19 protein-coding genes and 4 pseudogenes are annotated in these 22594 nt (G+C 63.0%); 15 read left to right on the forward strand and 8 right to left on the reverse strand.

Annotated features, from left to right (window positions below; all coding sequences use genetic code 11):
- Window positions 1-279: 279 nt before the first annotated feature.
- A pseudogene (locus tag ACVWZ8_RS00005) lies at window positions 280-468 on the reverse strand (transposase); the annotation flags it as partial.
- 370 nt (window positions 469-838) lie between these two features.
- On the opposite strand from ACVWZ8_RS00005, the gene ACVWZ8_RS00010 reads away from it, so the two are divergent.
- The gene (locus tag ACVWZ8_RS00010) at window positions 839-1264 is read left to right on the forward strand and encodes an IS3 family transposase (RefSeq protein WP_456503405.1); all 426 of its coding nucleotides are present in this window, start codon (window positions 839-841) and stop codon (window positions 1262-1264) included.
- On the opposite strand, the gene ACVWZ8_RS00015 is transcribed toward ACVWZ8_RS00010, so the two are convergent.
- From ACVWZ8_RS00015 to ACVWZ8_RS00025, 3 genes are all read right to left on the reverse strand, one after another.
- Window positions 1182-2453: a choice-of-anchor P family protein gene (locus ACVWZ8_RS00015; RefSeq protein ID WP_456503406.1), complete on the reverse strand. Its 1272-nt coding sequence runs from the start codon at window positions 2451-2453 to the stop codon at window positions 1182-1184. The two genes, ACVWZ8_RS00010 and ACVWZ8_RS00015, sit on opposite strands and share 83 nt — an antisense overlap.
- Window positions 2454-3470: 1017 nt before the next feature.
- Window positions 3471-4052, reverse strand: a complete 582-nt coding sequence (locus tag ACVWZ8_RS00020) for a recombinase family protein (RefSeq protein WP_456503407.1) — start codon at window positions 4050-4052, stop codon at window positions 3471-3473.
- 515 nt (window positions 4053-4567) lie between these two features.
- Window positions 4568-5974, reverse strand: a complete 1407-nt coding sequence (locus ACVWZ8_RS00025) for an IS1380 family transposase (RefSeq protein ID WP_456503408.1) — start codon at window positions 5972-5974, stop codon at window positions 4568-4570.
- Between the two features lie 197 nt (window positions 5975-6171).
- Between ACVWZ8_RS00025 and ACVWZ8_RS00030 the strand changes: the two genes are divergently transcribed.
- From ACVWZ8_RS00030 to ACVWZ8_RS00065, 8 genes and pseudogenes are all read left to right on the forward strand, one after another.
- Window positions 6172-6942, forward strand: a complete 771-nt coding sequence (locus ACVWZ8_RS00030) for a hypothetical protein (protein WP_456503409.1) — start codon at window positions 6172-6174, stop codon at window positions 6940-6942.
- 362 nt (window positions 6943-7304) lie between these two features.
- A complete protein-coding gene (locus tag ACVWZ8_RS00035) occupies window positions 7305-7916 on the forward strand; it encodes a recombinase family protein (RefSeq protein WP_456503410.1) in 612 nt (203 codons plus the stop codon).
- Window positions 7917-7957: 41 nt separating this feature from the next.
- Window positions 7958-9385: a Mu transposase C-terminal domain-containing protein gene (locus ACVWZ8_RS00040; RefSeq protein WP_456503411.1), complete on the forward strand. Its 1428-nt coding sequence runs from the start codon at window positions 7958-7960 to the stop codon at window positions 9383-9385.
- On the forward strand, window positions 9382-10194 hold the full coding sequence (locus tag ACVWZ8_RS00045) for an AAA family ATPase (RefSeq protein ID WP_456503412.1): 813 nt from the start codon (window positions 9382-9384) through the stop codon (window positions 10192-10194). The genes ACVWZ8_RS00040 and ACVWZ8_RS00045 overlap by 4 nt, the downstream gene beginning before the upstream one ends.
- A gap of 57 nt (window positions 10195-10251) precedes the next feature.
- Window positions 10252-10455, forward strand: a pseudogene (locus ACVWZ8_RS00050) (recombinase family protein); the annotation flags it as partial.
- The gene (locus ACVWZ8_RS00055) at window positions 10441-10662 is read left to right on the forward strand and encodes a helix-turn-helix domain-containing protein (RefSeq protein ID WP_456505877.1); all 222 of its coding nucleotides are present in this window, start codon (window positions 10441-10443) and stop codon (window positions 10660-10662) included. The pseudogene ACVWZ8_RS00050 and the gene ACVWZ8_RS00055, both read left to right, overlap by 15 nt.
- A 261-nt stretch (window positions 10663-10923) precedes the next feature.
- Window positions 10924-11678, forward strand: a pseudogene (locus ACVWZ8_RS00060) (ABC transporter ATP-binding protein).
- Between the two features lie 3 nt (window positions 11679-11681).
- Window positions 11682-14165 (forward strand): ABC transporter permease, encoded by a 2484-nt coding sequence (locus ACVWZ8_RS00065; RefSeq protein ID WP_456503413.1) that lies wholly within the window; start codon window positions 11682-11684, stop codon window positions 14163-14165.
- A gap of 190 nt (window positions 14166-14355) precedes the next feature.
- Here the strand turns inward: ACVWZ8_RS00065 and ACVWZ8_RS00070 are convergent, their stop codons facing one another.
- A complete protein-coding gene (locus ACVWZ8_RS00070) occupies window positions 14356-14820 on the reverse strand; it encodes a MepB family protein (RefSeq protein ID WP_456503414.1) in 465 nt (154 codons plus the stop codon).
- A 442-nt stretch (window positions 14821-15262) separates the two neighbouring features.
- On the opposite strand from ACVWZ8_RS00070, the gene ACVWZ8_RS00075 reads away from it, so the two are divergent.
- Window positions 15263-16519, forward strand: a complete 1257-nt coding sequence (locus tag ACVWZ8_RS00075; RefSeq protein ID WP_456505878.1) for a sensor histidine kinase — start codon at window positions 15263-15265, stop codon at window positions 16517-16519.
- 69 nt (window positions 16520-16588) lie between these two features.
- On the opposite strand, the gene ACVWZ8_RS00080 is transcribed toward ACVWZ8_RS00075, so the two are convergent.
- The 3 genes from ACVWZ8_RS00080 to ACVWZ8_RS00090 form a co-directional block, all read right to left on the reverse strand.
- A complete protein-coding gene (locus ACVWZ8_RS00080) occupies window positions 16589-16750 on the reverse strand; it encodes a hypothetical protein (RefSeq protein WP_456503415.1) in 162 nt (53 codons plus the stop codon).
- Window positions 16751-16876: 126 nt separating this feature from the next.
- Window positions 16877-17563 (reverse strand): response regulator, encoded by a 687-nt coding sequence (locus ACVWZ8_RS00085; RefSeq protein WP_456505879.1) that lies wholly within the window; start codon window positions 17561-17563, stop codon window positions 16877-16879.
- A 46-nt stretch (window positions 17564-17609) separates the two neighbouring features.
- Complete coding sequence (locus tag ACVWZ8_RS00090) at window positions 17610-18791, reverse strand: sensor histidine kinase (RefSeq protein WP_456503416.1); 1182 nt, start codon at window positions 18789-18791, stop codon at window positions 17610-17612.
- A gap of 107 nt (window positions 18792-18898) precedes the next feature.
- On the opposite strand from ACVWZ8_RS00090, the pseudogene ACVWZ8_RS00095 reads away from it, so the two are divergent.
- From ACVWZ8_RS00095 to ACVWZ8_RS00115, 5 genes and pseudogenes are all read left to right on the forward strand, one after another.
- Window positions 18899-19189, forward strand: a pseudogene (locus ACVWZ8_RS00095) (transposase); the annotation flags it as partial.
- 287 nt (window positions 19190-19476) lie between these two features.
- On the forward strand, window positions 19477-20262 hold the full coding sequence (locus ACVWZ8_RS00100) for an amino acid ABC transporter ATP-binding protein (protein WP_456503417.1): 786 nt from the start codon (window positions 19477-19479) through the stop codon (window positions 20260-20262).
- Between the two features lies 1 nt (window position 20263).
- A complete protein-coding gene (locus ACVWZ8_RS00105; RefSeq protein WP_426976922.1) occupies window positions 20264-20908 on the forward strand; it encodes an amino acid ABC transporter permease in 645 nt (214 codons plus the stop codon).
- Window positions 20905-21558, forward strand: coding sequence for an amino acid ABC transporter permease (locus tag ACVWZ8_RS00110; RefSeq protein WP_456503418.1), 654 nt, complete (start codon window positions 20905-20907; stop codon window positions 21556-21558). Before ACVWZ8_RS00105 ends, ACVWZ8_RS00110 begins: the two co-directional genes overlap by 4 nt.
- Window positions 21559-21609: 51 nt before the next feature.
- Window positions 21610-22482 (forward strand): substrate-binding periplasmic protein, encoded by an 873-nt coding sequence (locus ACVWZ8_RS00115; protein WP_426976920.1) that lies wholly within the window; start codon window positions 21610-21612, stop codon window positions 22480-22482.
- Window positions 22483-22594 lie beyond the last annotated feature (112 nt).

Genomic DNA, 22594 nt, shown 5'->3' on the forward strand with positions numbered 1-22594 from the left:
ATGTGACTCTTCGTTGGGAATGGCGGTTAATTCACAGTTGGGGATGGCGGTTCTGCCGGTCACCGCAGGGTGGCGTCGCAGGTACGGGACACCGTTTCCCGGCTGGGCCTGCATTCGCGGATGAGCTGGGAGGGCCCTGCCCTCGATACCTGCACGCTGTTGCTCCTTGATCAGCGAGCGTTCGAACTCGGCGAAGGCGCCATGACCGGGAGCTAGGGGCCGCCATCGGGGAATCCGGCTCTTCGCGGTTCGTGGGGAAATGGATCTCTGAGATGAGCATCATGCCGCCGTCCGGACGGCACTTCTCAAGAGAATAACTGATTTGTAGTTGGCGGCGTTGCGGTACCCGCGGGCGGTGCGCTTGATGTTCTTGATCGAGGTGTTGTTGGCCTCGACCTTGCCCGTCGTGGCGCCGGTGATGATCAGCACCTCGATCTCTTTCCACCACCGGCAAACGGTGCGGTAGAGCCACGCCGCAGCTCGGGCACCCCGCCGGCTGGTCGGTTTCGACAATGACTTGCCGGCGGCCGGCCGCGACGGTGGTGGAGATGACGCGGTAGTCGGGCAGGTTGAAGAGGATGGTGGCAGCGTCGGCTGCGACCCCGGTAGGCTCGTTCAAGGCTCGTGGTCCTGTTCCAGGTTGAATGCTTAGACACACTCATCCCAGCAGGGCCACGGGCCCCTTTGTCTTCAACGACACGAACTCAATTCCCCACCAACCACGAAGAGCCGGGAATCCCCTCCGAAAACACGTCATTGAGCATGGCTCTGACAGCGCTCGAGTGCGGGCAGAAACCGCTCTTCATTTAGACCAGGGCTTCCAGTACCAGCATGTCTCGTGGCGGACTCTTCTGATCAGCGCCGGCGCCGTCCAATCGATGTCCCGCAAGGGCAATGCTACGACAACGCTGTGATGGAAAACTTCTTCGGACACCTCAAGGAAGAGCTCTTCCACCACGTCCGATTCCTCAGCACTGACGCACTGGCAGCGCAGCAAAAGGAATACATCCGCTGGTACAACACCGAAAGAATCTCGACAAAGCTCGAGGGTCTGAGCCCGGTGCAATACCGTGCTCAGACCCTCGCGGCTCAAGGTCTTGCTAGCCACTCCAACTTCGGGGACCAGTTCAAACCCAGACCGGGACCCCTTCACCCCGCCCTTGACAGACGAGCACTACATATCAGCTGCGCACGCCCGAGCTGGAGTAACCGATCTGAATCTTCGAGCCCGTCGGCAGGGAGCCGCGAGCCTGGTTCAGGATGATCTCGATCATGGTGACCGTGACGCTCGAGGACGTCTTGACCACCTTGTGCAGCGTGACCTGGCCGAGTCCCGGCACCTGAACCACCGTATTGGGGGCAACGGAGGCGTTGATCCCGGCAAACCCCTTGATCTTCAGATTAGTGAAGGTCGACGTATCGGTCAGGGTCACTGAGCCGCCCGAGGGAGCCCGGCTGGCCGAGGTTTCCGCCTTGATGGCGTCGACCGTGATCAAACCACCGAGGACGTTCAAACCCGCGAGCGTGTTGGTCACGGAGGCCTTGAGCGTTGGCGTCAGTGTTCCCGTGGTGTTGGTCGTGGCCGCACCCGCGGTCAGGACACCAGGGATGGTGGCTCCGGCAACGTTTGCCGTGCTGGTTCCGCCTGCGCACTTCACCGGAACGTAGGCCGTTGCGCCGGATCCCACCAGGCCGTTCAGCAGTGACGCCTTGGTGCTGAAGCCACTACCCGTGAGGTAGCCGGCTTGCGGTGGCGTGAGCCGGGCCGTGCTGACGCCGAGTCGGATATCCGTGCCGACCTTAAGACCGGGCAGGCCGGCCTTGAGGATCTGGACCCGCACAGCGGTGGTCGACACCTGATACGTGCCGTGGACCAGTCTTTTCTCCTGACCGTTGAGCGTGATCGTGCCGACCGAGCCAAGCGGCGGGACGTTGAGGTCGATGATGGTGTTGGGGGCCGGGTTAACGCCAATTGGCAGACCCAGTACCTTGAGGTTGGCAATCGTCGTCTTGTTGGCGCCCGAGAACGTGCCTGCGGTGCTCTTGTCGGCCGAGCTCTCGGACGTGATGGCGCCGGCTGTGATCAGTCCACCCAGCAGGTTGGCCCCTGCTACCGTCGAACTCGCTTCGGCCCGTTTGCCCGTGGTCGTCAGGAGCGTCCTGACGCTTGTCGTGGCGACACCGACCGTACCGACTGCTGGGACATTCACGGCCGCAGCGTTGTTGGTGGACGTTTTGCCGGTGGCCGAGGTGCATGAGATGAGCGAGTAGGCCGTCGGACCCGAAACGAGGGATTTGTCGGCATTGACAATGTAGGATCCGTAGGCCGAGACCGAGAACCCGGTCTGAACCTGCGTGGGCGTGACGCTGGAGTCGGTGGCTTGGGCGGAGGCGAGAGGCCCCGCAGCCACTAGCGCGAGCGCTCCCATGAATGCAACCAGTATTCGTTTCATATTTCTCCCCCGAAGTTGTAAAAGATTTATCCTGTCGTGGTGTTCACAATGGCTGCTGCGGGGTGGCTCCCGTCCAGCATGAGTGACATGCAGACCAAGAAAGACATGGCCAGCCGCGTACGCAACTTATCAGCAAAGCGAAGCATGATCCGCCAATAGAATTGTCTGCGCCGGACCGGCCCGTTCGAATACGCTGTGATCCTAACCGCAAATCCCACTGGAGACCTAGTAATTTCCATATAATTTTTTTGTACTCGCGTGACGGAGTCAGTAGCGGGGTAACTCGCGGCAGTTTTAACCGGGAACGTGTCATATCGGACCTGACTCCTAACGGACCTCCTGAGTGGTTGGTCGAAGTTCCGAGGGCGCGATTCGACTCTTGGTGTCCCGCCCGGACTAGAAGTAGCACCTGAAGATGGAGGTCACGGATACCAGTGACAGGACGGTATCCCAGTCGGAATGCTGTCTGAGGGGACGAATTGAATTCGCCGTGGCTTCTCGCCTTCGACTGAGTGGTGTCCGATGTCGCGACGACCATACGTGGTTGCCTCCATCAGACCGACCACCAACGCAGTATCGAGCAGGGCATACAGGAGCGGTGATTTCCGTCGTCGATCTTGACCTGGGGACGCCTAGCCTCGGTTTTTCATGAGGTGGCGCTCGTCGGGGTGTGTTTAAACAACGAAAAGTGCTCCTGGGAAAATGTAGTTACCAGACAACACTAAATTCCGTCCGGACAGAAATATAATTCCGTCTGGAGAGAATTATTTCTCTCGGCGGTCCCGTATCGCTTCATCGAGGCTAAGCCACCCACACCCGCTCTCTTCCGTCCTGATTCAAAAACGACCGTATCTGCTACAAATGAGCCAACTCATCAAAGTGTCGGTTTCAGAAGTCGGCTGCACTGGATCCCGCGGAAGTACGGGGCGGGTGCAGAGGACTGTTGACATCGGGTTGTCAGAAGTCCTGTGCACCGTCATCCAAATGTTCAGAAGTCTCGTGCACCAACAGCAGCAGCTACGGAGTTGAAACCTTGACGGTCTTCGTTGCCGGGACCCAGCGGTAGAGGGTAGGTACAGAGACGCCGAGGTTCTTGGCGACTTCCTTGGGCGGCGTGCCCTCGCTGAGGAGCTTTCGTGCGGAGCGGATTTTGGAATCCGTCATGACGCGTTTGCGGCCACCGACCCTGCCTTGTTCCCTCGCCGCCCGCAGGCCGGCCTGGGTACGTTCGACCATAAGCTCCCGTTCCATCTGGGCCAGCGATGCCATCACGTTGAAGAAGAAGCGCCCGGAAGCGGTCGTGGTGTCGATAGCGTCAGTCAGGCTGATAAAACCAATGCCGCTTTCGTTCAGGCTGCTGGCGAAGTCCAGGAGGTCTTTTACGCTCCGGCCGAGACGGTCCAGCTTCCAGACGATGAGGGTATCGCCCTCCCGGAGCGCATCCAGTGCCTTGGCGAGACCGGGGCGGCCGGCCTTGGCCCCGCTCATCGTGTCTTCAAAGATGCGGTCGCATCCTGCGGCCCGCAGCGCATCGCGCTGGAGGTCAAGATTCTGGTCCCGTGTGGAGACTCTGGCGTAGCCGATACGGTGTGCGGCCATATGGGTTTCTCTTCTCAAAACTCGATTCGGGCTCCTGGCTCGACTGTACAGTTTCGAGAACTATTTATGAGAACCATGGGCCCTGGGGCGGCTTTTCGTCACAATGGCGGTTTCCCGCAGAACGGCGTGGCTTTCCGGCTCCGCACGGGAAGCGCCGTCATTCTCGATTTCAAGGTGTTCTTGAAATCCTTCGTTTAAGAGAACCAATTCAATGGGGAGCACACCTCTGCGGGGCATCTCACCAACAGTCCCGAGAGCGGCTTTTCAGGCACAGGGGGGCTGGATTCGTGGCGAACCAGCGGGGATGACCACAGTCGCCGGCGGGTATTCCGGTCTTCCCAGAACCTTGAAGCGGGCTCATGGCCTTAGCCTTGATCCACCGATCGGCAGCCGGTCCCGGGCGTAATTCCGGGCTGGCTGCGGTGAGGTGTTTGGGCATGGTGGATCATCCGGCCTCGCTGTCGGGGTGTTCCACTGGTGGTCCTGGTTGCGCCGTGTGGCTGGTTGGTGTGGGTTCAGGCCGGTTGTGGCGGCGGGTAGAGGTGCTCGAAGAGGCCCTGCCATGCTGTTTGCCAGGGCCAGGCTTCGGGGAGATGAAGCCGGATTTTCCGGGCGCTGGTGGCGATGCGGGCCGGGACGTGGATGAGTTTGCGGCGGATCGTGCCGGTCCGGGCCTTGCCGAAGGGGCCTGCGGCGAGGAGCCCGGCGGCGCGGGTGAGGTTATAGGCCATGACCGCGGCAACCAGCCAGGCGGAGTTCGCCGCGAAAACACCTGAGGGCATATGAGCCAGCGCACTGTCCTTCAGATCGGCGTTCACCTGCTCGATCTGAGCGTGTTTGCGGTGGGTTTGGTCCGCGGCGACAGTGTCCAGAACCTTGGCGTCCACGGTGGTGAAGAACGCGTGGTGCCGATGGGTTTCAAACAAGGTGGGTTGTCCGTCGCTGGCTTTCTTGTTCAGTTCCGGGATGCGGCGCACCACCAGCCGGCCGGTGACCTGCTCGGCCTTTTTCCGGGAGGAGAACGCGGTGAACACGGTTTCGGCGACCTCAGCCTTCGAGACCCAGGTGTTGGTGGTCTCGTCGAAGACCGCGTCGGTGTATTCGATCATTTCCCATGCCGTCTCCGGGATCCCGGCGATAGCCCGTTTGACGGCCGGGTCCATGCGCACGGTCACCGAGACCTCGGCCCCGCCGGCCAGCGCGGCGGAAACCGCTGCATGGCCATAGAAGGCCGAATCGAACCGGCAGAGCACCCGCCCGCGACTCTGCCCTCCGGTCTGGAGGCCTTTGAGCGTGGACAGGGCATCGGTGATCAGGCGTTTGGCTCCGCGGGCCGAGTTCGCCGCGCCCTTGCGCAGCCGCTGGGCCGCGATTACCGGGGCGGTGTCTTTGGTGGAGACCGTGGCCAGCAGGGCGTTCAGGCCGCGGACCCCGGAGTACCCGTAGCCGGAACCCTGCTTGGCGTAGCCGTGGACCTCGATGATCGTGTCGTCAACATCGACGAACACGAAGTCCTCCGCCCCGGGGCTCCCGAGCAGCGGGGCCCGGGTCCCCAGGCCGGCCAGGAAACGGGAGGCGACAGCGTCCAGTTGGCGCACGTGCCCGAACGTGAAGGACCGCAGGAACGAGCCCAGGGTCGAGGGCGCGTAGCAGGCGGTGAAGAGCCGCTTCATCCCGCCGTGGCGCAACAGGGTCATGTCATCAATCGAGTCTGCCCCGGCGACCATCCCGGCGACCAGGGAAGCGACTTTCAGCCCGGCGTTCGCGCCCTTATCCGTCGGCACCGTCAGCCAGTCCTGGGCGAGCTCGTGCAGCCCGGCGTCCCGGGCCAGCGTCATGACCGGCAGCAGCCCGGCAGCCGACACGAGATTGGGCTCGTCAAAGGAAACCGACACCGCGGATGGTTTGTGGGAAACTTGCATCTACGAGATGGCCTCTTTTCGGTGAAAAATGAGTTCTAGACAAACTTCATTTTCCTTGAAAAGGCGGCCATTCTCGGTTTAAAACGCCGACGTAGCCCCAATCAACATCGGTGGATCAAGGCTTAGTACCTACCCCTTGTAGCCGCTGACACGTGGGCGTAACGTGCCCATCACAAAGCTCGCCCTTGGAGGCCTCCATGTCCTCGCTGCTACGCCGCGCTATAGCCTTGGCATCGATCTTGTCCGTCGGACTACTCGGGCCCGTCGGCCTCTCGGCTTGCACCGCCACCGAGGCACCGCCCCCCGCATCGACTACCGAGACGCCGCCCCCCGCATCGACTACGGAGGCTCGCACGGTCCCACCGCTGCCCACGGTTTCACCGCTGCCGGACAGCGGCGACATCGACGCTGGTACATACCTCGTCACCAGCTTCGCAGAGAATTTCGAGATCACCGTCCCAGACGGCTGGTCGGCCGACGGCGATGGCCTGGGAAAGGACGACCCGGATCACCCGGATGATATGGCGGTTTTCGTGGGTTGGTGGCCCTCCGACCATGTGCCGACGGACGCATGCGCGTGGCAGGGCGCGCTCGTCGAGGTCAATCCGTCGGCTAAGGCCTTCGTCGACGCGATGACGGCCCAGACGTCAACGTCCAGCACCCCTCCCGTCGAGGTCGTGGTGGGCGATTACTCCGGTGTCGAGTTCGACCACTCCGTCGAGGGCGACGTGGACATCAAAGCCTGCGACAACGGTCAGTTTTGCGTTCACTCAGAATACTCGAACCTATGCACCCGCTGGTACTCGACCGCCGCTGAGCGGGAAACCTACCGGGTGGTCAACCTGAACGGCCAGCGCGCCATGTTCTGGGTGGTTCAATTCCACGAATCGATCAATCCAGAGCTGACCAGAGAAGCACGCACCGTCTTCGACTCGATCGTGTTCAAGGTCCGACAGGTTACCAGCTGATGCGATAGGCGATCCCGCCTGCGGGGCGCCGACCCCGCCTCCGTCATTTTCAGAAGCTGACTGCCACTGACTTCCCCGTGATTTCGGGGGTAGTGCGGATGACTTCTGAACACTGGCTGCTCGATACTCCTCTGCACTAACGCCGCTTCTGCTCGATACTCCTCTGCACTAAGGTCACTTCGGCCACGGCACTCTGCCGCCCAATGGCTTTAGTGCAGAGGACTTCTGACATTCAGTGCAGACGACTTCTGAAAATGACACAAAGAGATTCAATGCCCCCGCGATTCTTGTAGCGAAACTCTGTGCCGGTTTCTATGTGCCGGTTCTTCTGCTAATTGACGGGTATTGGTACATTTGGGCGCATGGGACATCTGTTGGGCTATGCCCGTGTATCGACCGGTGATCAGGACGCGGCTCTGCAGCAGGATGCGTTGAAGGCTGCCGGTTGCTACCGGATCTTCACCGACACGGCTTCCGGGTCTCTGGAGTCCCGGCCTGAACTGACGAAGGTTCTGGATCAGCTCCGGCCCGGGGACACGCTGGTTGTGTGGCGGCTGGACCGGCTCGGCAGGTCCATCCGGCATCTGATCGACCAGCTGGCCGATCTTCAAGAGCGTGGCATTGGGTTCCGGTCCCTGCAGGAGGCAATCGACACTACGTCTTCAGGCGGACGTCTTGTCTTTCACGTGTTCGCGGCACTGGCCGAATTTGAGCGGGATCTGATCCGTGAGCGGACCAACGCAGCCCTTCAGGCTGCGCGGGCGCGCGGGCGCGTTGGTGGCCGGCCCCAGTTGCTGACGAAGGACAAGCTCCGGACCGCCCGCCGGATGTATGAGCAGAAGGATATGACGGTCGAGAAAATCGGCGAGGTTCTGGGCGTCAGCCGGACCACCGTTTACCGGGCACTCCGGCGCGAGCCGGCCCCTGCTGCGCCGCGGCGGCGTTCAACAGCCACACAGAAAACAGTCCGGTGACGGCCGGAGGCAGCGGCACCCTCACCGGGGACACTGCCTCCATGCCTGATCAGACAGCGTTGGTGCGCTGGCAGATCCTGCGCCGGCATATCGAAGAGGGCGTGCCGCTGACGACCCTCGCGGCACACGAAGGCATCGGGCTTCGGACACTGCAACGCTGGCACGCGGCCCACAAACGCGACGGCATCGACGGACTGGCCACAGCCAACCGCGGGACCACCCGACGCAGGAGCACCCCCGAGCTAGTCGCACTCATTGAAGGTCTGGCCCTGGTGAAACCGCCTCTGCCTATAGCTGCCATCGCCCGCAAAGCCAACCGCGTCGCCGCCGGCCACGACTGGCCGCCCCTCTCCTACAGCACGGTCCGCTCCATCACCACGGGCCTTGACCCCGGCATGAGAATGCTCGCCCAGAAGGGAACGGCCGCCTACCGGGACACCTATGAACTGGCCTGGCGGCACCGGGCCGAACGCCCCAATGCCATCTGGCAGACAGACCACACCGAACTGGACATCCTTGTCCTGGACGCAAACCTTAAACCCGGGCGTCCGTGGCTGACCACGATCATGGACGACTACTCCCGCGCGATCTGCGGCTACATGCTCTTCCTTGGAGCACCGTCCGCCCTGAACACCGCGCTGGCACTGCGGCAGGGAATCTGGCCCAAAGCCGGCACAGGGTGGCCGATGTGCGGGATCCCCGACGTTCTCTACGTCGACCACGGCTCAGACTTCACCAGCCATCACCTGGCCCAAACCGCGAAGGACCTGCACTTCGAAATCACCTACTCAACGGTCGCAAGACCCCAAGGGCGGGGAAAGATCGAACGGTTCTACGGCACCATTAATACGGAGCTGCTGGCCGAACTGCCCGGACGCCTGGCCCGCGGGCACCCGCACCCGGCGCCGGTACTGACACTCAAGGAGCTGGACACGGCGATCAGCCGTTTCATCTCGGAGGACTACCACCAGCGCGAGCACCCCGAGATCAGGACAACACCGCATGATGCCTGGGTAGGTGATGGCTGGCTGCCCCGGCTTCCGGCATCCATGGACGAGCTGAACCTGCTCCTGTTGACCGTGGCCAAACCCCGGATCGTCCACCGCGACGGCGTGCACTTCCAAGGACTCAGATACGTCTCGCCCCTGCTGGCCGCCTATGTCCGCGAACCCGTCGTTGTCCGCTACGACCCGCGGGACGTGACCGAGATCCGCGTCTTCCACAAAAACCAGTTCATCTGCAAAGCCGTGGACCCCGACCACGAAACCTCCACCCTCACCCTGAAGGACATCCAGGCCGCACGATCGGCGCGCCGCAGGGAACTGCGCGGACAAATCAACCAGCGCATCGCCGTCGTGGCCCGGCACCTGCCGGACCTGGCATCAGCGAAACCGGCTCCCGCCCCGGCCCCTGTTGATCAACCCAAGAAGCGCCCGAAGCTACGCACCTACCTGGAGGATGACCGATGACAATACAAAGCTTCATTGCCACCAAGGAGCACCGCCGGTTTGTGGAGTTCGCGGACGCGGTGCGCCGCCAGCATACGATCGGCATCTGCTACGGACAGGCCGGGATCGGAAAGACGCTCTCCGCCAGACGCTACGCGAACTGGCACAAGGCGCAGAAGCTCCTGGAGGAGTGGGGACCCCGGGAAGAATCCGATCACCAGGTCTACGCCGCACTCGCCCGCTCACGCACCGTCTTCTACACCCCCGCCGTGCTCACCACACCCAAACAGATCCACGCGGATATCGAGCACACCAACTCACGCGTGTCGATCTGCGTGGACCAACACCTGTCAGACATTGGCAAGGGGACAGGGCCCCACACCCGCGTCAACAAATATGTCGAGCTGCTCATCATTGACGAGTCTGAGCGGCTCAACGCCACCGCGCTGGAACTGCTGCGCGACCGCTACGACCGGGACAACATAGCCCTGATCCTCATCGGCATGCCCGGGATTGAAAAATTGTTCAGCCGCTACGCACAGCTCTACAGCAGGGTCGGCTTCGCCCACGAATACCGCCCACTCGCACAGGAAGAACTGAATTTCGTCCTCGAGCGCCGATGGCACAAACTCGGCCAGACCCTGAACCCCGAAGATTTCACCGATGCCCAAGCCATCGCCGCCGTCGCCCGGATCACCCGAGGCAACTTCCGCCTCATCGACCGGCTCTTCACCCAAATCGAACGGGTCATGAAAATCAATGAACTCAGCACCATCACCGACGACGTCGTTGAGGCCGCACGCTCAACCCTCGTCATCGGAATCAGTTAGAACCGCCAAACCGAACTGTGAAAAAACCGCCATTGCCAACTAACAGTCACACGCCTCGGGCGAAATCTCCACCACCTCGTGAACACCGTCCATGACCTCACTACCAGAGGAATCGGGCTAAGGGTACTCACCGGGCAGGGGGCGACAATCGATACAACAACTGCGGCTGGGAAGCTAATATTCGGGATCTTTGCCGCCCTCGCCGAGTTCGAACGCGAACTCATTTCCGAACGGACCAAAGCGGGCATGGCTTCAGCCCGGGCCCGGGGGCACAAGGGCGGGCGACCCTTCACAATGACGCCAGCGAAGATCCGTCTCGCGATGTCTGCCATGGGCCAGCCCGAGACTCATATCGGGAAACTCGCCAAAGAACTCGGCGTCTCCCGGCAAACCCTCTACCGGTATGTCTCACCCACCGGAGAGCCCCGCCCTCAAGCGCTGCGAATAATCAAACATCCCAACGGGTAGCCTCAGCGCGGAAAACGGACTCCAATGTGCCGCAAAACCACCGAGCCCCCCTCCCTTACGACACAATAGGTTCCGTTTTCCGCAGCGTCCCACTTGACAAAGATAAGTGCATCATGAGGCACCCTGTGGGCAGCGGAGTAGACATTGACACCGCACCAGCACACAGCTCATCCCCTGGTAGGAGGGAACGGCGTCGAACACAGGGCATATATCCACCCGTGCTCCGATCCGCTCGGTTGGGGCTGCCAATAGGCTGAGGCCATGACGATCATTACTGAGAATTCCCAGCGCACCATGGCGGTTCAGGCTCGCGGTTTGCGCAAAACGTACGGCAAGGGTTTGACACCGAGGTGACGGCGCTGAAAGGGGTGGACCTGGAGTTCCCGGCCGGCCAGTTCACCGCCATTATGGGCCCTTCCGGCTCCGGCAAGTCCACTCTGATGCATTGCCTGGCTGGCCTTGATTCCGTCACCAGCGGCACCATCCACTTGGGCGAGACCGAGCTGACGTCCCTGAATGACAAGGCGCTGACGCAATTGCGCCGGGATCGGATCGGGTTTGTTTTCCAGGCGTTCAACCTGGTCTCCACCCTCACCGCCGAAGCCAACATCACCTTGCCCGTGGCCTTGGCCGGGGGCACCGTGGACAGGGGATGGTTCAGCTCCGTTACCACGACCCTGGGCTTGACGGATCGGCTCAAGCACAAGCCGCACGAACTTTCCGGCGGACAACAGCAGCGGGTGGCCGTGGCCCGTGCCCTGCTGACCCGTCCCGACGTCATCTTTGCCGACGAGCCCACGGGCAACCTTGACTCACGCTCCGGCGCCGAGGTGCTCGGCATGTTGCGTCGTTCCTCGCGCGAAATGGGCCAGAGCATCATCATGGTCACCCACGACCCCGTGGCCGCTTCCTATGCCGACCGCGTGGTCTTGATGAACGACGGCGAATTGGTGGGCCAGTTGGAAAACCCCACTGCGGAATCTGTGCTGGCGTCGCTGACGCGGCTGGGGGCGTAAGTCATGTTGCAGGTAGCCCTGAGCCAACTTAGAACCCATTCCCGGCGTTTCATTGCCATCACCTTGGCCGTGCTGCTCGCCGTCGCCTTTTTATCCGCCACCCTCATGGTCAACTCCTCCGCCAAGGCCTCGCTGGTTGCCAGCTTGGGCGAAAGTTACGCCGCCGCGGACCTTGTCATCTCCCCGTCGGGAAGCGACTCCCTGTCCCAGTCCGCCGTGGACAAGGTGGCCGGCTCCGACGTTGTGGCCGCGTCGTATGCCCAACGCTCGGTCAACTTGAGCGCCGACTCCGGCACGGCGTCCTTCCAGGTCACCTTGCATAACATGCCCGCCACGCGGTCGCTGGCACCCCTCAAGCTCCTTTCCGGGACCTGGCCGGACTCGAATTCCCAGGTGGCCATCGACCAGGCCACGGCTGACCACCGGAAGCTGGCGGTGGGACAAACCGTCACGTTCACCGGGAACACCGACGCGAAATCACCTTCCGCACCAGTTTTGAAGGCAACAATCTCCGGCATTACGGCTTCCGCCTCGAATCCCCTAGCCTCCGGATTCGCCCAATTTGTGGGCACCGAGGCGGCAGTGGACACACTCGCCGGTACTGATCAGGGCTTTGGGCAGGTTTTGCTGAACCTGCGCGACGGCGTCTCCATCGATGACGCCAAGACCTCACTGGCCACCGCCCTGGGCCAACCCGCGTCCACCATTCTCACGCCCGAGGAAGTGACCACGAAGGTGGTCGCCAAGTTCACCGGCGGGCAGGACCAACTGACCATCGTGCTGCTGGCCTTTGCCGCCGTGGCCCTGTTGGTCTCCGCGTTGGTTGTCTCCAACACCTTTTCCGTCCTGGTGGCCCAGCGGACCCGCGAGCTGGCGTTGCTGCGCTGCGTTGGCGCAAGCCGCACACAGGTGCACAACTCCGTGATCGTTGAGGCACTGGTGGTTGGCTTCACCGCGTCAGTGTTAGGTGTCCTTGCCGCCACCGGCACCATGGCGACCGTCCTTGGCCTGCTAAGGACCAACCCCGACCACGCCTTCGCCACCTTGTCGGTGCCACCGTCGGCCATTGTCACAGGCATCCTGGTGGGAACGTTGCTGACGGTCCTGGCCGCCCTGGTGCCCGCACGGGCCGCAACCGCCGTAGCCCCGCTGGCCGCACTGCGACCAGCCGAGGACGCGTCGGTGCACAACGCCGGTGGCCGGGTACGCCTGACGATCGGCGTGGTGCTGATTCTGGCCGGTGGTGTGGGGCTCGTATACGGCGGGTTGTCGGCAACCTTGGTGATTGCAGTGGCGTCCGGCGCCGCGTCCTTTGTCGGCTTCCTCATGGCCTCGGCGTTGTTTATCCCCAGGCTCGTCTCGCTGGCAGGGAAGTTAGCCTCTCCAGCGGGCGTGCCGGGGAAGATGGCCGCCGCCAATGCTGTGCGCAACCCGCGCCGAACGACGGCGACCGCCTCGGCCCTGCTCATCGGCGTCACCTTGGTGACCATGATGATGACCGGTGCCGCGACTGCCCGGACCGCGTTTGAATCAAAGCTGGACGGGAAATACCCGGTGGATATCACCGCCTCTAGAATCGACGACAGCACCACTTTTTCACCCCAAGAGCTTGCCAAAGTTGCGGCACTGCCCGGAGTAAAGAAGGCCGTGGCGCTCCAACCGGTGGGTGCCGTGACCGTAGGTCCGAGGGTCCTCGGGGTATACGGGATTTCCGACGCCGACGCTGCCGCCTTGCTGGTCAACCCGGCCAACCGCCCCCAAGGCCACTCGGTGGTGGTGCCGAGCGACATCAAAGAGACACAAGTTTCGCTTGTCTCAGGGTCCCAAAGCACCTCCGTCACCACCACGCCCGGAACCAGTCGCGACTTTGCCGGCCTGGTCTCCCTCAGCGCCTTTGCGCCCCTGCCCGCCGGAGACCGTGCCGGTTCCCGCATTTGGCCACAGGTTTGGTTTTCCGTTGAACCCGGACTGTCCACCGATGCTATGACAGACCTGCGCACCAGCATCGCCAAGGCACTGAACACCGATGAGTCCCTGGTAAGCGGGGACGTCCTGGAAAAGGCCATGTTTAGCCAGCTGATCGATATGCTGCTGCTGATCGTCACCGGCTTGTTGGCCGTGGCAGTATTCATCGCCCTGATCGGCGTGGCCAACACCTTGTCCCTGTCGGTGCTCGAGCGCACCAAGGAGAACTCACTGTTGCGGGCACTGGGCCTGACCCGTGGGCAACTGCGTGGCATGCTGGCACTGGAAGCCGCTCTGATCGCCGGTGTTGCGGCCATCATCGGCTCCGTACTAGGCACGGTCTACGGCTGGGCCGGAGCGCAATCAGCCCTCAGCAACTTCGCCGAGGTCACGCCCGTCATCCCGTGGGGACAGATCATGGCCGTGGTGGCCGTGGCTACCATTGCCGGGCTGCTCGCCTCCGTGGTGCCCGCCCACCGTGCAGCCAAGCTCTCCCCCGTAGAGGGCCTGGCCATGGACTAATCTCCACCCGGCAGGCAGAAAGGGACGGCGCTTGCGTAAAAAGGATGGTGCTCTAACCACCAGCTTTTTACGCAAGCGCCGTCCCTTCCGTGTTCAAGGCCTGATCCTGGCGCCTTACATATCCGCCATCGCGAACCGGTTTCGTCGTGCAACAAGGTCGACTCACATCAGTAGTACACCTAAGACACCGTTAATCGGACAGTCCCGCGTGACCGGCAGTGGTGAGGGCCTGTGATGCGCTGTGCGCAGGAAGTTCTTCGAAGGCTGCGGCTTGCGCGCGCTGGGTGCGTGAAGCTCGAGGGTTCAGATTGGCGCACCAGGAAGGATAGACACGAAAGCCCCGCTTTCCAGGGTGAGATTCGGAGGTGACGTACCCGAGCGCTTTTAGGTGTGTGGAGGTGAACCGGAAGACACCGAACCGTTGCCCGTCCTCGACGAAGACGAGCAGTCCTGTCGTTGCCTCATCAGTCGTGAAGGGTCTTGTCGATCCGTTTTCGTCTCGCTTCCACACTGCCACGAACGCGCCCGGCTTCGTCGGCGTGATCCGGGCGGTGCGGATTCGCCACCAGTCCTTCCCGATCAGTGCCATCCCAGATTCGTATTCGCTATTCTGTTCCTCTGCGTGTACGACGAGTTCTTGCGTATTCTCAGGCATCGGCGAAGTGGCGATAAGGCGTTCGAGCGCATGAAAGATCACTTTCCGTAGTGTACTCACTCCAGATTTCAACCCGAAACCCGCCCGGGCGGGGGTCCCCTTGGGGCCGTTCTGGATTGGATGGGGTCTACCCCAGTTCCATTTCTTGGTGTAGTTGTAGGTTCCCTTTTGGTGGTGCGAATTTGGGGTCACCCCGTTACTGCAGGCCGGGGTTGCGCATGGAAGCGTTTTACGCCAGCGGGGCTATCCGGACGCTTGTACTGGATGGCGGTGCTTGCCCTCCACAGCATCATCTTCAAGACCATGGGCAACAGGATCACCGCCAGAATCCGACTTTGGGCCGCGTTGACAGGGCCCAACGACTGGGAGTAATCCCAGCCAGTCTCCACCCTGGGCAGGATGCCGAGCGTCCGCCCGGGCGCATAAAGTGAAGCAAGTGATCATGCATTCCATCTACGACTGGTTCCGGCAGCACCGCTTTGCCATGGACTTCGTCCTCATGGCCGTGCTGTGGTTGACCACCATGCCCCTAAGCCTGATGACAGCGCGCTCCTTCGACGACCAGCTCATCAACGCGATCGCCGGAGCCATTTTCGCCACGGCACTGATCGTGCCGCTAGCATGGCGGCGAACCCGCACAGCCATGGCCGGCATCATCATCGCCGTTGTGGCCATTGCCCAGTGGGCGCTCCATGTCCAGCCCATGCCGGCGAACATTGCCGTGCCGCTGGCTGTCTATGCCCTCGCCGCCTTTGGCCCGCGCTGGGCCAGCTTGGGCGGGCTCGGGCTGGCTTTGGTGGGCGCCGTCATGCTGGTCACCCGCTACTTTTACAACCTCACCTCCACCTCGCTGGCCGATCTGCCGTACGGGGCTGTGCTCATCCTGGTGGTCTGGGTCCTGGTGCTATTCAGCTGGACAGCCGGGGATTTGACGCGCACCAAGCGCCTGCGCGAGCAAGCCCTCGAGGACCGCGCCCACCGCCTGAAGATTGAGGCCCAGCACGAGCGCGAGCTGGCAGCCAGTGACGAACGCGCCCACATTGCCCGAGAAATGCATGACATAGTGGCGCACTCGCTCTCCGTCATTATTACCCAGGCCGACGGCGCCCGGTACGCTGCCGCGGCCAGCCCCAAGGTGGCCCCCGCCACCTTGGCCACGATTGCCGAGACCGGCAGGGCCTCACTGCAGGAGATGCGACGCCTGCTCGGTGTTTTGCGTGGCGATGCCTCAGCCTCCATGCGTCCTCTTCCCGGCCTAGCGGATTTGGATGAGCTGTTGCTGGGCATCCGCGCCGCCGGCCTGCCGGTCGCTTTTGAGGTCAAGGGTGAACCACGACGGATGCTGCCTGCCGGTGCCGAACTGACCGCTTACCGCATGGTTCAGGAGGGGCTCACCAATGTCATGAAGCATGCCGGGCCCAAGGTGATGGCCACCGTGACCCTGGCGTGGAGTGCCCGCGGCCTGGACGTGTCGGTGACTGACGACGGCAGGGGCGCCTCGGCGTCGTTCGCTGACACCGGCCCCCTCCCCACCTACGACGGCGGTCCCTCCGCCGCGGCGGATCCTCGCGAGTGCGGCGGGAACGGACTGCGCGGCATGGCCGAGCGCGTCAAACTCTACGATGGAACCCTGGACGCCAAGCCCCTGGCCGGCGGCGGTTTCGGCATCACAGCCTTCATCCCCTACACGGAGACCTAACAATGACTTCCAACCCCATCCGCGTCGCCCTGGTGTTGAGCGTCGCCTTGCCTGGTGACGTATTGGTCCTTACGACACAATAACGTCCGTTTTCTGTAGTAACCCGCTGAGGGCGGTAACCCGAGTGTCCCCGCGGCCGTAGGTCTTGGCCAGCGAGATGGCCTGCACAGCTGGTGCGGCGGTGGCTCCGCCCTCATCGATGGAGTGGTGGTTATGCACGGAAGTTGTCATGCTTCCAAGCTATTTCCAAGCCCTCCGCGGCCGGATCACGCCGGGGGATGGTTCCGGAACTCCCGGACTCATACCTGGGGTTGAGGGGCTATGCCTTCAACTCACCCTGTGCGTGGTCCTGAGATGTCACCCTCCGGGCGTGACCACGCCGGTTTCGTAGGCGATGACCACGGCGTGGACGCGGTCCCGCGCGCCAAGCTTGGCCAGGATGTGTCCAACATGTGTTTTGACGGTGGCTTCGGAGACAAACAGGGCGGTTGCGATCTGCGGATTCGACCTTCCCTGGGCCATCAGTCCAAACACTTCCCCTTCCCTCGCTGTCAGGCTTTCGACGGCGGCGGAATGCACGGGCGATGCGGATGCCTGTGCGCGGAGCATGGGGGCGACGTGGTCCAGGAGGCGCCTGGTGGTGGAGGGCGCAATCACCGCGTCCCCGCGGTGCACCGTGCGGATGGCAGCAAGCAGCTCCTCTGGCGGTGCGTCCTTGAGGAGGAAGCCGCTGGCGCCGGCATTGATGGCTGCCAAGGCGTATTCATCGAGGTCAAAAGTGGTCAGCACAATGATGCGTACATCTGCACGAGGCGAACCTGCCGGTGCTGTGGCGGCGATTTCCAGCAAGCGCCTGGTTGCTTCGATGCCGTCCATTCCGGGCATTCGGACGTCCATCAGGACGACGTCGGCCGACGTGGAACTGAGCGTCTGGACGGCCTCAAATCCGGTGCTTGCCTGGACCACAACTTCCAGGTCGGGCTGCGAGTTGATCAGCATGCCCAGCCCTGAGCGGACCAGTCTCTGGTCATCAACCAGGGCCACCCGGATAACGCCTCCGTCAGGCTGTGCGTCCGCTGCTGTGATCACTTCAGGCTTCCGTGTAGGGGATGAAGGCCGAGACCTGGAAGCCGCCGCCGGTGGCCGGTCCGGCCTCCAACGTTCCATCGTAAAGGCTGATGCGCTCCTGCATCCCCCGCAATCCGTTACCTGAGCCGTCCGGGAAGTCCGCTGCGGCGCCCCTGCCGTCGTCGCTGATTAGGATCTCGACGCCGCGCTGTTGCCATTGGATGGCAGCGTTTGCGGAGGCGTTGGGGCCGGCGTGCTTGAGGACATTTGTCAGGGCTTCCTGAACTACGCGGTATGCCGTGAGCTCCGCTCCCGGCGGCAGTGTGCGCCGCGGCACGCCGGACTTCCCGAAGCCCAGCTGGAGCCCTGTTGCGCGGAAACCCAGAAAGAGTTCATCGAGGTCCGCCAGCCCGGGCAGGGGGCGCAAGGAGGCGGAGTCGTCGTTCCGCAGGACGCCAAGGAGCCGCCGCATTTCGGCCAGTGAGCCACGCCCTGTTGCCGCAATTGTTTCCAGCGCCCGGGGAGCGGCAGCCGGGTCGGCGGCAGCGGCGTACCGTGCCCCATCCGCCTGGGTGATGATCACCGAGAGCGAGTGGGCCACAATATCGTGCATCTCGCGGGCAATATGGGCGCGCTCGTCCGCGGCCGCGAGTGAACGTTCCTGCCGCTGCTCGGTCTCCAGGCGCCGGGCACGGTCGGAGAGGGCCTGAACCTGGAGGCGGCGTACCCGGGTCAGATCGCCCAAGGTCCAGCTGAACAGGACAAGCATCCAAACCAGAACGGTGTACACCGCTCCGATGGTCAGCCCCAAGACGCCCGACTCAGCCGGGCCGGTGAAGTACCGCATGGTAAGCATGACCCCGCCAGCCAGCCCGAGGGCAAGAACTGCGCGGCTGGCCCAGGCCGGCCCGTATGCCGCCGTCGCATAGACCACCAGCGGTACTGCGACCTGCCCCACCACGGGTTCGGCGCCCACTGCCCATTGCGGCAGGCAAACGGCAGCAACGGCCGTGGCGGCAAGCACCGGTTTAGTCCGCCGAAAAGCGAGGGGGATTACCAACGCGCACGAAAAGAGGAAGAGGTGCAGTCGGTCGGCGAACAGATACACCGGCCCGGCTACCAGGAGAACTCCGAGCATGGCCACGAGGTCCACCTTGAAGGGGTTGTCCCGGAACCAGTTATAGATGCCATGCCGTCTGTCCACCCTGAAACTCTAATCGGGCTATGAGGACTGGCGCCTCAGCCCACGGGCGGAGGCCTCGAGGCGGGGCCGCGCGGCACTCCGATCAAGCCAACCGCCGCACCCTGGATTTCGCCGCGAACCAGGCGGCATGGGCGAACCTCGCGGTCCTGGCCGCGAACCTGGTCTCCTGGCTCCAGCTCGCCGCCCTGCCCGACGGCCACAAGGCACGGGGCTGGGACATCAAACGCTGGCGCTACCGGCTCTTCGCCACCGCCGGGAAGATCATCACCCGCGCCCGCCGGAACCACCTGCTGCTGCCCGACGCCGCACCGGAGAAACCCCTCATCGCCGCACTGCTCGAAGCGATCAGCCGGATCGCCGCAGCCGCGGACCGCCCCGCACTCCTGCTGCGGACCTGACATCGCAGCCCCGCCAACCAACGAGCAGGAAAGAAGAACGCCCACCAACGGGATCAGCGGAAGCCCCCGCCGCGCCCGGCGACCCGGGGCCTTTCAGCCACGCCCGAAATCCGATTCAGCCCGCCGGGACGGCAAAAACCGGGCCCGGCGCCCCGACCGCCGTCCGATGAAAAATCCGGGCTAAATAAAAGTCTTCCCCAGCCCGGTAGTGTCATGTACCATTGCACATATGATGTGACACGGCCCACAGGGACCGTGTTTACCTAGTCCACACATGGAAGATCGCTATGACCCTTTCAGAAATCGCGAACGGCAAGCTCGCCCCCCGTACCGGCATCAAGCTGGACAATATCTCAAAGCGTTATGGCGACCACGTCGTCCTTGACGATGTCTCCCTGCACGTCGAGCCCGGGACGGTAACGGCGCTCATTGGCCCCTCCGGCGCCGGCAAGAGCACATTCCTTCGGTGCATCAACCTCCTGGAGCGGCCTGACTCCGGCACCATCCAGGTGGGCGAACACACCATTCAGCCGGGTAAAGACGTCAATGCCTCGGACCTTGCCGCGCTGCGGCGCACGGTCGGCATGGTTTTTCAGTCCTTCAACCTTTTTCCGCACATGTCCGCGCTGAAGAACATCAGCTTTCCGCAGCAGAAGGTTCTTGGCCGCAGCAAGGAGGAAGCCGATGAGCGTTCGATGCAGCTGCTTGAGCGGGTGGGCCTGAAGGAGAAAGCGGGCCAGCATCCTGGCCGGTGCTCCGGAGGTCAGCAGCAGCGCATTGCCATCGCGCGGGCTCTGGCCCTGGACCCGGGCATCATGCTCTTCGATGAACCGACTTCAGCCCTCGACCCCGAGGTGGGGCTTGAAGTCCTGGCCGTGATGCGCGAGCTGGCGGCAGATGGGATGACGATGATCGTCGTAACCCACGAGATGCAGTTCGCCCGTGACGTCTCGGACACGCTTGTCGTGATGGCCGACTGCAAGATCATCGAGCAAGGCGATCCGCGGGCCATCATGAGCGATCCCCAGGAGGCCCGTACCCGGCGCTTCCTGCGCGCCGTGCTGGAGCGCTGACATGGATGCGCTCTCCGCCGTCCTGCAGGGGCTGCCCATGACCCTGGGGCTGACCCTGTCGGCGTTCGCCATCGGCATTGTCGGTGCCGTTCCCCTCGCCATCGGACTGTCATCATCGAATTTGCCGGTGAGGCTGGCCTCCCGGCTCTTCGTTGATCTTGTCCGGGGGGTGCCAATCATCGTGTGGCTGTTCCTGCTCAAGTTCGGCATCCAGATCGGCACCTTCAAGTTCAACCCGGTCAGCGCGGCCATCGTCGGCCTCGGTATTGTCTCCGTGGCCTACCTGGCCGAGATCTTTCGCGGCGGTCTGCAGTCTGTCCCCCGAGGTCAGGGCGAGGCGTCACACGCCCTGGGGCTGGCCCCGGCGGCCACGTTCTTCGGTGTGCTGGCCCCGCAGGCTTTCCGCATCGTATCCCCGTCCATCGCCACCTACCTGACCGGCCTGCTCAAGGACTCCTCGATCGCCTCGACGATCATCGTCACCGAGATGGTGTTCCAGTCCCAGGCCTTCGCACGGCAGCACCCCACGGTCGAGGGGATCCTGCCCTACATCATCGTGGGCGTCCTCTACATCGTGCTTAGCCTGCCGGTTGCCTATCTGTCCCGTCGACTCGACTCCCGCATGAGGAAGGCCATCTACGCATGACTTGGCTTACAGAATGGGTGGGCTACCTCCCGCAGATGATGTCCGGCCTCGGCGTCAGCCTCCTGATCGCAGGCATCTCAATCTTCTTCGGCTATCCGCTGGGTCTGGGCCTCAGCCTCATGGTGACCGCCAAGAACCTGGCCGTCCGTACTCTCGGACTCGCCGTCGTCGAGATCGGCCGCGGCGCACCGGCCCTGGTGATCCTCTACCTCTTCTACTACGGCCTGCCGAAGTTCGGGATCGCATTCGAGAGCATCACAGCCGCATGCCTCGCCCTCACCTGGAACTCGGCAGCGTACTCGAGCGAGATCATGCGAGCGGGCCTCCAGTCCGTGGCCCGCGGACAGCAGGAGGCCTCCAACGCCTTAGGCCTGTCGCGGCGCGACACCTTCTTCCGGGTCATCATGCCGCAAGGCATGCGCTCAGCGATCCCCGGACTGATGGGCGTCGCGATCCAGGTATTCCAAGGAACGTCGCTGGCTTACGGCATTGCCGTCCCTGAATTGATGAAGACGGCCTACAACATCGGCAGCCAGGACTTCAACTACCTGCAAATCTTCACCCTCGCTGGCCTCTGCTATGCCGTCATCTCGATGCCGGCCACGTGGATCACCGTCTTCTTCGAGAAGCGCATGGGCCGCCACACCTGACCGTTCCACCCCACCTACTCCGCACCATCCCCAACACACCCAGGAGAAACCATGAAAACGCACCCCCTCAAGAGCGCCGGCATCCTGACTGCCACCGCGATCACCCTCGGCCTCGCACTAACGGCGTGCGGCGGATCCACGAATGCGAGCACATCGTCGTGCACACCCCAGCATTCGGGAATCCAGACCGTCGCCCCGGGCAAGCTCACGGTGGGCGTCATCGATATCCCGCCGTTCAGCAGCTACAACAGCGGCAAGCCCAACGGCATCGACATCGCAATCGTCAACAAGATCGCCAAGGACGAGTGCCTCGAACCGGCCTACCAGCAGGCCACCTACGCGGATGCCGTCCAGTCCATTTCCGGCGGCAACATCGACCTGGCAGTCGGCACGATCGACGCAACCGAGAAGCGCCTCAAGGCCGTTGACTTCTCCGCCTCCACATATCTGGACGGCATGGGCATCACCTCGAAGACCGGCGCCACCACCGTCACGGACCTTGAGAAGATGAACAAGGTGGGCACGATCGACGGCTACTTGTGGGTTGAAGACCTCAAGAAGATCCTGGGCGACAAGCTTGTCACCTACCCAAGCAGTGTTGAGCTCAAGGCCGACTTCGACGCCGGCCGACTCGACGCGGACGTCGACGCCTATGGTGTGCAGGTGCTCCAGTTCAAGGATGTCGCCGGCGTCAAGGTGGCGCTTGCGAATGAGAAGCCGGACCCGCGGGTGGGGGCAATCGCCAACGCACCCGAGGCCGCTTTCCCGATGACCAAGGGCAACAATAGCCTGCGCGAAGCGCTCGACGCCGGCATCACCGCACAGCGCGGGGATGGGACCATCACCAAGCTCCTGACCGACGCCGGCTTGTCCGAGGGGCTCGGGAAGGTTGCCTCGAAGCAGTACGTGGTTCCCGCAAGCTGACCCCGCCGACCGACCCAGAGTGCCGGGCTTCGGCCCGGCACCACATTTAGACCACCTGTGCAATGTCACATGGTAGACTGGCTGTGAGGCAGCTCACGGCAACACAATGACG

This window comes from Arthrobacter sp. UYCu723, assembly GCF_054059215.1.

Coding starts and splice junctions, on each gene's coding strand:
- ACVWZ8_RS00110 (WP_456503418.1), top strand. CDS start 20,905: ATGACTTGGCTTACAGAATGGGTGGGCTACCTCCCGCAGATGATGTCC.
- ACVWZ8_RS00100 (WP_456503417.1), top strand. CDS start 19,477: ATGACCCTTTCAGAAATCGCGAACGGCAAGCTCGCCCCCCGTACCGGC.
- ACVWZ8_RS00105 (WP_426976922.1), top strand. CDS start 20,264: ATGGATGCGCTCTCCGCCGTCCTGCAGGGGCTGCCCATGACCCTGGGG.
- ACVWZ8_RS00115 (WP_426976920.1), top strand. CDS start 21,610: ATGAAAACGCACCCCCTCAAGAGCGCCGGCATCCTGACTGCCACCGCG.
- ACVWZ8_RS00030 (WP_456503409.1), top strand. CDS start 6,172: ATGTCCTCGCTGCTACGCCGCGCTATAGCCTTGGCATCGATCTTGTCC.
- ACVWZ8_RS00015 (WP_456503406.1), bottom strand. CDS start 2,453: ATGAAACGAATACTGGTTGCATTCATGGGAGCGCTCGCGCTAGTGGCT.
- ACVWZ8_RS00065 (WP_456503413.1), top strand. CDS start 11,682: ATGTTGCAGGTAGCCCTGAGCCAACTTAGAACCCATTCCCGGCGTTTC.
- ACVWZ8_RS00035 (WP_456503410.1), top strand. CDS start 7,305: ATGGGACATCTGTTGGGCTATGCCCGTGTATCGACCGGTGATCAGGAC.
- ACVWZ8_RS00075 (WP_456505878.1), top strand. CDS start 15,263: ATGCATTCCATCTACGACTGGTTCCGGCAGCACCGCTTTGCCATGGAC.
- ACVWZ8_RS00020 (WP_456503407.1), bottom strand. CDS start 4,052: ATGGCCGCACACCGTATCGGCTACGCCAGAGTCTCCACACGGGACCAG.
- ACVWZ8_RS00045 (WP_456503412.1), top strand. CDS start 9,382: ATGACAATACAAAGCTTCATTGCCACCAAGGAGCACCGCCGGTTTGTG.
- ACVWZ8_RS00040 (WP_456503411.1), top strand. CDS start 7,958: ATGCCTGATCAGACAGCGTTGGTGCGCTGGCAGATCCTGCGCCGGCAT.
- ACVWZ8_RS00055 (WP_456505877.1), top strand. CDS start 10,441: ATGGCTTCAGCCCGGGCCCGGGGGCACAAGGGCGGGCGACCCTTCACA.
- ACVWZ8_RS00025 (WP_456503408.1), bottom strand. CDS start 5,974: ATGCAAGTTTCCCACAAACCATCCGCGGTGTCGGTTTCCTTTGACGAG.
- ACVWZ8_RS00080 (WP_456503415.1), bottom strand. CDS start 16,750: ATGACAACTTCCGTGCATAACCACCACTCCATCGATGAGGGCGGAGCC.
- ACVWZ8_RS00070 (WP_456503414.1), bottom strand. CDS start 14,820: ATGCCTGAGAATACGCAAGAACTCGTCGTACACGCAGAGGAACAGAAT.